General features: G+C 72.3%; 9 protein-coding genes. 6 read left to right on the forward strand and 3 right to left on the reverse strand.

Annotated features, from left to right (window positions below):
- Nucleotides 1-28: 28 nt before the first annotated feature.
- Together G3I41_RS22620 and G3I41_RS22625 are read right to left on the reverse strand one after the other, a co-directional pair.
- A complete protein-coding gene (locus G3I41_RS22620; RefSeq protein WP_164402231.1) occupies nucleotides 29-1,210 on the reverse strand; it encodes an adenylate/guanylate cyclase domain-containing protein in 1,182 nt (393 codons plus the stop codon).
- A 125-nt stretch (nucleotides 1,211-1,335) separates the two neighbouring features.
- Entirely contained in the window at nucleotides 1,336-2,238 is a 903-nt protein-coding gene (locus G3I41_RS22625; RefSeq protein WP_164402232.1) for a biotin--[acetyl-CoA-carboxylase] ligase, read from the reverse strand.
- 133 nt (nucleotides 2,239-2,371) lie between these two features.
- Between G3I41_RS22625 and G3I41_RS22630 the strand changes: the two genes are divergently transcribed.
- From G3I41_RS22630 to G3I41_RS22640, 4 genes are all read left to right on the forward strand, one after another.
- Nucleotides 2,372-3,964, forward strand: coding sequence for an acyl-CoA carboxylase subunit beta (locus tag G3I41_RS22630; protein WP_164402233.1), 1,593 nt, complete (start codon nucleotides 2,372-2,374; stop codon nucleotides 3,962-3,964).
- Between the two features lie 14 nt (nucleotides 3,965-3,978).
- Nucleotides 3,979-4,185 (forward strand): acyl-CoA carboxylase epsilon subunit, encoded by a 207-nt coding sequence (locus tag G3I41_RS22635; RefSeq protein WP_164402234.1) that lies wholly within the window; start codon nucleotides 3,979-3,981, stop codon nucleotides 4,183-4,185.
- Between the two features lie 79 nt (nucleotides 4,186-4,264).
- Complete coding sequence (locus G3I41_RS37495) at nucleotides 4,265-4,393, forward strand: hypothetical protein (protein WP_275408439.1); 129 nt, start codon at nucleotides 4,265-4,267, stop codon at nucleotides 4,391-4,393.
- Between the two features lie 76 nt (nucleotides 4,394-4,469).
- Nucleotides 4,470-5,081 (forward strand): nucleoside triphosphate pyrophosphatase, encoded by a 612-nt coding sequence (locus tag G3I41_RS22640; protein WP_164402235.1) that lies wholly within the window; start codon nucleotides 4,470-4,472, stop codon nucleotides 5,079-5,081.
- A 7-nt stretch (nucleotides 5,082-5,088) separates the two neighbouring features.
- Here the strand turns inward: G3I41_RS22640 and G3I41_RS22645 are convergent, their stop codons facing one another.
- Nucleotides 5,089-5,547, reverse strand: a complete 459-nt coding sequence (locus G3I41_RS22645) for a hypothetical protein (protein ID WP_164402236.1) — start codon at nucleotides 5,545-5,547, stop codon at nucleotides 5,089-5,091.
- A gap of 372 nt (nucleotides 5,548-5,919) precedes the next feature.
- On the opposite strand from G3I41_RS22645, the gene G3I41_RS22650 reads away from it, so the two are divergent.
- Nucleotides 5,920-7,674, forward strand: coding sequence for a biotin carboxylase N-terminal domain-containing protein (locus G3I41_RS22650; RefSeq protein WP_164402237.1), 1,755 nt, complete (start codon nucleotides 5,920-5,922; stop codon nucleotides 7,672-7,674).
- Nucleotides 7,675-7,801: 127 nt separating this feature from the next.
- Nucleotides 7,802-8,443, forward strand: a complete 642-nt coding sequence (locus G3I41_RS22655; RefSeq protein ID WP_164402238.1) for a TetR/AcrR family transcriptional regulator — start codon at nucleotides 7,802-7,804, stop codon at nucleotides 8,441-8,443.
- The last annotated feature ends 155 nt before the right edge of the window (nucleotides 8,444-8,598 follow it).

Below are 8,598 nucleotides of genomic sequence, written 5' to 3' on the forward strand. Positions count from 1 at the left end.
TCTCCCCCGAAAGGGTGTGCGGAACAGCTCAGGAGGTGCCGCGCCGGGCCAGCAGCCAGGGTTCGACCACGCCGAGGCCGCGGACCGGGCGCTGCCACATCGGCTGGAGCCCGTAGCGGTACTTCGGCACCGGGACCACCTCGGCGTCCGGGCCCTCCTCCTGGGCCCGCTCGGCCGCCGCCGCGGCCTCCTCCGCCGCCCGCGCCTCGGAGACCGGGGCGTCGCCCGTGCGCGTCAGCTCCTCGGCGAACGCCCCGTCGACCAGCACCGCGTCCTTGGGCGCTATCGAGGTGAGCCGGCTGGCCAGGTTCACCGTGGTGCCGAAGACATCGCCCATCCGGGTGGTGACCGTGCCGAAGGCGATGCCGACCCGGAGCGCCGGCATGGTCTCGTCCACGGCCATCGCCTCCACCAGGCGCAGCGCGATCTCGGCCGCCGTCCCCGCGTCGTCGGCGGCGAACAGGACCTCGTCGCCGAGGGTCTTGATGAGCCGGCCGCCGTGCGCCGCGACCAGGTCGGCGCAGGTGGTCTCGAAGGACTCGACCAGCTCGCCGAGCTCCTCCTCCTCCAGGCGGCGGGTGAGCCGGGTGAAGCCGACGAGGTCCGCGAAGCCCACGGCGAGGCGCCGGTCGACCATCTCGTCGTCGTCGGCCGCCTGCACGACCCGGCCCGTGGCGGCGGCGAGCTGGCGCCGCCACACGTACACCAGGAACTCCTCCAGCTCGGGGAGGAGCAGTTCGACCAGGGGGTACGTCACCTCGGTGCGGGTCATGCCCGGCTCGGGGGGCTCGGTCAGGCCCTCCAGGAAGGAGTCGATCTGCCATTCGGCCAGCCGGGCGGTGGTCTGCCCGGTCGACCGGGCGACCTGGATCGCCATCGGCTCGCTGAGCAGACCGGCCTCCACGAGACCGGAGAGCCGCCGCAGGGCCAGCACGTCGGCCTCGGTGAGCGCCTTGGCCTGTCCGATGTCCGCGAAGCCCATGGCCCGCCAGAAGCGGGAGGCCAGGTCCATGGAGACGCCGGCCGTGCGGGCCGCCTGGAACGGCGTGTAGCGGCGGTCGGCGCCCAGGATCAGCTGTTCGAGCCGGATCGCGAGGGGGTCGTCGGTCGGCTCGGCCGTGTGGTCGACTTCGTGGTGCGGTGTGGAGTGCACCGAGGGGTCCGGTGACTGCTGCGCGCCATCGCCGGAGGTCGTGTCGTCGACGGTCACCAGCCGCCTCCTGCCCGTTCCCTGCGCACTGCCCTGCCGATCTGTCCGTCGGTGGATCACCTCAACGATACGGCAGGTGTGCCCTACCTCACGTCCTCAGGGCACGGGGCCGGGGCACCCCGGGTTCAGGTCAGGCCGCCCGCCACGCCCCGCAGGTGCACGATGTCGCCCGCGGAGACCGGTTCGCGCAGTCCGTCTCCGGTGGCCAGGACGAGCCGCCCGTCCCCGTCGACGGCGACGGCCTCGCCGGTGAGCACGCGGTCGCCGGGCAGCTGGGCGCGCACGGCCTTGCCGAGGGTCGCGCAGCCGGCCGCGTACGCCTCCTGCACCCCGCTCGCGGCGGCGTCGCCGTCCGCGTCGCGCCAGAGCCCGTACCAGTGCTCGACCGAGCGCAGGACGCCCCGCAGCAGCGTTTCGCGGTCGGTGGAGACCGCACCGGCCAGGGCGAGGGAGGCGGCGGTGGGGGCGGGGAGCTCGTCGGCGCGCAGCGAGACGTTGAGGCCGATGCCGATGACGACGCCGTCGCCGGCCCGCTCGGCGAGGATGCCGCCCGTCTTGCGCTCCTCCCCGGATGGGGTCTCCCCTGGACGGAGCCTGGTGGAGTCCTTGGGGATGGAGACGAGCAGGTCGTTGGGCCACTTCAGGGCCATGTCGACGCCCGCGGCGCGCGCGAGACCGGTCGCGGCGGCGACGCCGGTGAGCAACGGCAGCCAGCCCCAGCGCTCGGCGGGCACGTTGTCCGGGGTCAGGTAGAACGAGAAGAACAGGCCGGAGCGGGCCGGGGCGGTCCAGGTGCGCTCCAGGCGCCCGCGTCCGGCGGTCTGCTCCTCGGCGACGAGGACGGTGCCCTCGGTGAGGTCCGCGGCGCGCGCGGCGAGATCCGTGTTGGTGGAGCCGGTCGCCCCGACCACGTCGAGCGCGGTCCACAGCGAGCCGGGCCGCAGCAGTCCGCGGCGCAGCGCGGGGACGTTGAGGGGAGGCCGGTCGAGGTCCGACCAACGGCTCTGTGGCGCATCCGAAGGTGTCATGCAAGCCACCCTAGGTGTGTCAAAGGACGCACTGCCGAACCGTATCCGCGCCGATACGCTACGGCTCAGTAGCTGTTCGTCAGCAGATCAGCAGCCAAGTCGTCCCCGTGACCAGGCAGGGAGCCGCCACCCGATGTCCGAGCCGGAAGAGACCGACGTCCACACGACCGCGGGCAAGCTCGCGGACCTGCAGCGCCGTATCGAAGAGGCGACCCACGCCGGGTCGGCGCGCGCGGTGGAGAAGCAGCACGCGAAGGGCAAGCTGACGGCGCGCGAGCGCGTCGACCTCCTGCTCGACGAGGGTTCCTTCGTGGAGCTCGACGAGTTCGCCCGGCACCGCTCGACCAACTTCGGCATCGAGAGGAACCGGCCGTACGGGGACGGCGTCGTCACCGGCTACGGCACGGTCGACGGCCGTCCCGTCTGCGTGTACTCGCAGGACTTCACCATCTTCGGCGGCTCGCTGGGCGAGGTCTACGGTGAGAAGATCGTCAAGGTGATGGACTTCGCGCTGAAGACCGGCTGCCCGGTCATCGGCATCAACGACGGCGGCGGCGCCCGCATCCAGGAGGGCGTCGCGGCGCTGGGGCTCTTCGCGGAGATCTTCCGGCGCAACGTGCACGCCTCGGGCGTGGTCCCGCAGATCTCGCTGATCGTCGGCCCGTGCGCGGGCGGCGCGGTGTACTCCCCCGCGATCACCGACTTCACGGTGATGGTCGACAAGACCTCGCACATGTTCATCACCGGCCCCGACGTCATCAAGACGGTCACCGGTGAGGACGTCGGCTTCGAGGAGCTGGGCGGAGCCCGTACGCACAACACCACCTCGGGCGTCGCGCACCACATGGCGGGTGACGAGAAGGACGCCATCGAGTACGTCAAGTCGCTGCTGTCCTACCTGCCGTCGAACAACCTCTCCGAGGCCCCGGCCTTCCCGGAGGAGGCCGACCTCGCGGTCAGCGACGAGGACCGCGAGCTGGACACGCTGATCCCGGACTCGGCGAACCAGCCGTACGACATGCACACCGCGATCGAGCACGTGCTGGACGACGGCGAGTTCCTGGAGACCCAGGCCCTGTTCGCGCCGAACATCATCACCGGCTTCGGCCGCGTCGAGGGCTACCCGGTCGGCATCGTCGCCAACCAGCCGATGCAGTTCGCCGGCTGCCTGGACATCAACGCGAGCGAGAAGGCGGCACGGTTCGTCCGCACCTGCGACGCGTTCAACGTGCCGGTGCTGACCTTCGTGGACGTGCCGGGCTTCCTGCCGGGCGTCGACCAGGAGTACGGCGGCATCATCCGGCGCGGTGCCAAGCTGATCTACGCGTACGCGGAGGCGACGGTCCCGCTGATCACGGTGATCACGCGCAAGGCGTTCGGCGGCGCGTACGACGTCATGGGCTCCAAGCACCTGGGCGCCGACATCAACCTCGCCTGGCCGACCGCGCAGATCGCCGTCATGGGCGCGCAGGGCGCGGTGAACATCCTGCACCGCCGAACGATCGCGGCCGTCACGGACGCCGACGAGAGGGCGGCCACCCGCGCCGAACTGATCGCGGACTACGAGGACACGCTCCTCAACCCGTACGTGGCGGCCGAACGCGGGTACGTGGACGCGGTGATCATGCCCTCCGACACCCGCGCCCACATCGTGAAGGGCCTGCGCCAGCTCCGTACCAAGCGCGAGGCGCTGCCGCCCAAGAAGCACGGCAACATCCCCCTCTAGAAAGGGCCCTGACCATGATCAAGGTCGTACGGGGCAACCCGACCCCGGAGGAACTGGCCGCCGCGCTCGCGGTCGTACGGGCCCGTGCGGCGGCGGTCTCCGCCGTGTCGTCCGGCACCCCGGAACCGCCCGCCGGCTGGTCCCACCCGAGCCGCCTGGCCCGGAGCGGCCGCCACCTGCCGGGTCCGCGCGCCTGGGCCCGTACGTACTGGCCCGCGTAACCGCTGGTGACGTGGAGCGGGCGGCGGTTGAGTACGCGTACTCAGGCGCCGCCCGAGACTCCCGCAGCAGGATCGGATCATGCTCTGGTCCGACCCCGACGACAAGCCCCCCAAGGAACTCCGCGACGCGGAGACGATGATGCGCCGAGCCGGCCTGGTCGTGGCCCTGGCCATGGTCGTCGCGATGCTCGTCCTGGGCACGCGTTGAGGCGCTGCACGCGCCTCCGGCGACCGAGGAGCGGGGGCCCGGGGGCAGCGCCCCCACAACCGCCCGCGTCCGTACGATGGCGCGCATGACCGCACCCCGCCGCCTCATCCTCGCCTCCGCCTCCCCCGCCCGCCTCGGCCTCCTGCGCCAAGCCGGCCTCGCCCCGGAGGTCATCGTCAGCGGCGTCGACGAGGACGCCCTCACCGCCGACACCCCCGCCGAACTCGCCCTCGTCCTCGCCCGGGCCAAGGCGGCCGTCGTCGCCGCGCTCCCCGAGGCCTCCGGCGCCCTGGTCATCGGCTGCGACTCGGTGCTGGAGCTCGACGGACAGGCGCTCGGCAAGCCGGCCGACGCCGAGGAGGCCACCGCCCGCTGGCAGTCGATGCGCGGCCGCGCCGGAATCCTGCGGACCGGGCACAGCCTGACGGACACCACGACCGGCCGCACGGTCTCGCGGACGGCGTCCACCACGGTGCGCTTCGGCGAGCCGACGGACGCCGAGATCGCCGCCTACGTGGCCTCCGGCGAACCGCTGCACGTGGCGGGGGCCTTCACCCTGGACGGGCGCTCGGCGCCGTTCGTGGACTCGATCGAGGGCGACCCGGGCAACGTCATCGGGCTCTCGCTGCCACTGCTGCGCCGCCTGCTGGGCGAGCTGGGGATCACGGTCACCGACCTCTGGGCCTGAGCGGCGGTCAGGCCGGCGCGGGGGCGGCCGGCTGCTCGGGCTCGGGCCGCGGCCCGGGAGCGGCCGGCCGGGGACCGTACGCCACCAGGGCGAGCACGATCAGACCGAGCGCCACCATCATCCAGGCGAAGGCCCCCCAGCCGACGAGACCGACCGTCAGCGCGCCGAGCACGCCGTGGACGACCGCGCAGCAGATCAGCAGGGCCCGGGCGACACGCCCCGGAGCGCGGTCGCGGGCGCCCGTCAGCACGAGGAACACGGCGCACAGGAGCAGGAAGAGCCCGGAGACCCCGCCGAGCACCCAGGTGCCCTTGGACATCGCCTCGGGGTCCGTACCGGCGAGGGACATGTCCTGGTTCTTCACGACCGTGCCCAGGATCACGTTGATGATCACGATGCCCACGGCTTCCACGGCCAGCACGAGCGCGGCCAGGAAGGCCACCAGTCTGCGCACCACGACACTCACCCCCTGTTACCAGCAGTACGTGCGATAGCGCGGACCCTACTAACGGGTAATGGCCACGACAAGAGCCGTGCGCGCCCCTGACGCGCCCCCGTCTCTCCGGGCTTTCGTGGGTCGGGCAAAGAATTCCCCACCCCTTAGTGGGAACTCCACAAAGAATCACCGTAAGTCGCTGCCCGTGCCGATAGAGACCTGGGCCACACTCGATCGCTACTGTGCGGTTTCAGTACCCGGCGTACCGTGGTGGCACAAGGGATTTTGCGACTTGAGCGCGCCTCGAATCACACTCCGTGTGGGCAAGCTCACCACTGGGGACGGGTCGTAGGACCGTGTCGGTAGTCCCTAAACTCAGCTTGTTTCAAGGAGGGAGCCATCGTGCGCAAGGTGCTCATCGCCAACCGTGGCGAAATCGCTGTCCGTGTTGCCCGGGCCTGCCGGGACGCGGGTATCGGCAGCGTGGCCGTCTACGCCGATCCGGACCGTGACGCTCTGCACGTCCGTGCGGCCGACGAGGCATTCGCTCTGGGCGGTGACACCCCGGCGGCCAGCTACCTGGACATCGCCAAGGTGCTCCAGGCGGCCAAGGACTCCGGGGCGGACGCGATCCACCCGGGTTACGGCTTCCTCTCGGAGAACGCCGAGTTCGCCCAGGCCGTGCTGGACGCCGGTCTGACGTGGATCGGCCCGCCGCCGCACGCGATCCGGGACCTCGGTGACAAGGTCGCCGCCCGTCACATCGCGCAGCGCGCCGGTGCCCCGCTCGTCGCGGGCACCCCGGACCCGGTCTCCGGCTCCGAGGAGGTCGTCGCGTTCGCCGAGGAGCACGGTCTCCCGATCGCGATCAAGGCCGCCTTCGGCGGCGGCGGCCGCGGCCTGAAGGTCGCCCGCACGCTGGAGGAGATCCCGGAGCTGTACGACTCCGCCGTCCGCGAGGCGGTCGCCGCGTTCGGGCGCGGGGAGTGCTTCGTGGAGCGCTACCTCGACAAGCCGCGGCACGTGGAGACCCAGTGCCTGGCCGACACCCACGGCAACGTGGTCGTCGTCTCGACGCGTGACTGCTCGCTCCAGCGCCGCCACCAGAAGCTCGTGGAGGAGGCCCCGGCCCCCTTCCTCTCCGACGCGCAGAACGCCGAGCTGTACGCGGCGTCCAAGGCGATCCTGAAGGAGGCCGGCTACGTCGGCGCCGGCACGGTCGAGTTCCTGGTCGGCATGGACGGCACGATCTCCTTCCTGGAGGTCAACACGCGCCTTCAGGTGGAGCACCCGGTGACCGAGGAGGTCTCCGGCATCGACCTGGTCCGCGAGATGTTCCGGATCGCCGACGGCGAGGAGCTGGGCTACGACGACCCCGCCTCGCGCGGTCACTCGTTCGAGTTCCGGATCAACGGCGAGGACCCGGGCCGGGGCTTCCTCCCGGCGCCCGGCACGGTCACCCGGTTCGACCCGCCGAGCGGTCCGGGCGTCCGCCTGGACGCGGGCGTGGAGTCCGGCTCGGTCATCGGCCCCGCCTGGGACTCGCTGCTCGCCAAGCTCATCGTGACCGGTGCGACGCGCGAGCAGGCGCTCCAGCGTGCCGCGCGCGCCCTGGCGGAGTTCCACGTCGAGGGCATGGCGACCGCCATCCCGTTCCACCGCGCGGTCGTCGTGGACCCGGCGTTCACCGCCGACCCGTTCCGCGTCCACACCCGCTGGATCGAGACGGAGTTCGTCAACGAGATCAAGCCGTTCGCCGCGCCCGCCGACGCGGAGGCCGACGACGAGTCCGGCCGCGAGACGGTGGTCGTGGAGGTCGGCGGCAAGCGCCTGGAGGTCTCGCTGCCCTCCTCGCTCGGCATGAGCCTGGCCCGTACCGGCCTCGCGGCGGGCGCCAAGCCCAAGCGCCGCGCGGCGAAGAAGTCCGGTTCGGCGGTCTCCGGTGACACCCTCGCCTCTCCGATGCAGGGCACGATCGTGAAGATCGCCGTGGAGGAGGGCCAGGAGGTCAAGGAGGGCGACCTGATCGTCGTCCTGGAGGCCATGAAGATGGAGCAGCCGCTGAACGCGCACCGCTCCGGCACGGTCAAGGGCCTGGCCGCCGAGGTCGGCGGCTCGGTCTCCTCCGGCGCCGTCATCTGCGAGATCAAGGACTGACCCGCCTCTTCCCCGCCGGTGCCCCGGTCATGTCGTCGGACGTGACCGGGGCACCGGCGCATTCGGGGGACGGGGGCCGCCCGCGCGATGGCATCCTGGAGACCGGGGAGACAGGAGGGACCGCACCATGGCGACGAGCCAGGCAGGGGCACCGGCCCGGCCCATGCGTGCCGACGCGCGCCGCAACTACGGCCGGCTGCTGGCGGAAGCCCGTACCGCCTTCGCGGAACACGGCACCGACGCGTCCCTGGAGGACGTCGCCCGGCGCGCGGGGGTGGGCATCGGCACGCTGTACCGCCACTTCCCGACCCGGCACGCCCTGATGAGCGCGGTGTTCCAGGAGGCGGTGACGGCCCTGATCACCCGCTCCCGCGAACTGACCGGCTCGGACCGGCCGTGCGCCGCGCTGGTGGAGTGGCTGGGCGCGATCGTCACCCACGCGGGCGAGTACCGCGGCCTGGCCCAGGCCCTCATGTCCACGTGCCGCGACGAGAGTTCGGCCCTGGCCCGGTGCAACACCCCGCTGCGCGAGGCGGGCTCGACGCTCCTGACCCGCGCCCAGTCGTCGGGCGCGGTCCGCCGGGACGTCTCGATAGACGACCTGATGCAACTGACGAACGCGATCGCCCTGGCGGCGGAGCAGTCCCCGGACGACCCGGAACTGGCGAACCGCCTCCTGGCACTGACGCTACGGGGACTGCATCCGGGCCCCTCCGACGGCACACCGGACACGACCACCGGCGGCACACCAGGCCCCTCCGGCGATTGAGGAGCGGAGGCCCCGGGACAGCGCCCCCGGGCTACCGCCGCCGCAGGTCCGCCACCCGCGCGCGGTCCCGGTCACCGGCCCCCGCCTCCCCGAGCGCACGCAACGGCTGCCCCTGCGTACGCCGCTGCCCGGGCAACGGCATCTCGCGCCGGGCG

Origin of the sequence: Streptomyces sp. SID9727, from assembly GCF_010550605.1 — a bacterium.
In the GTDB taxonomy this organism is placed as follows: domain Bacteria; phylum Actinomycetota; class Actinomycetes; order Streptomycetales; family Streptomycetaceae; genus Streptomyces.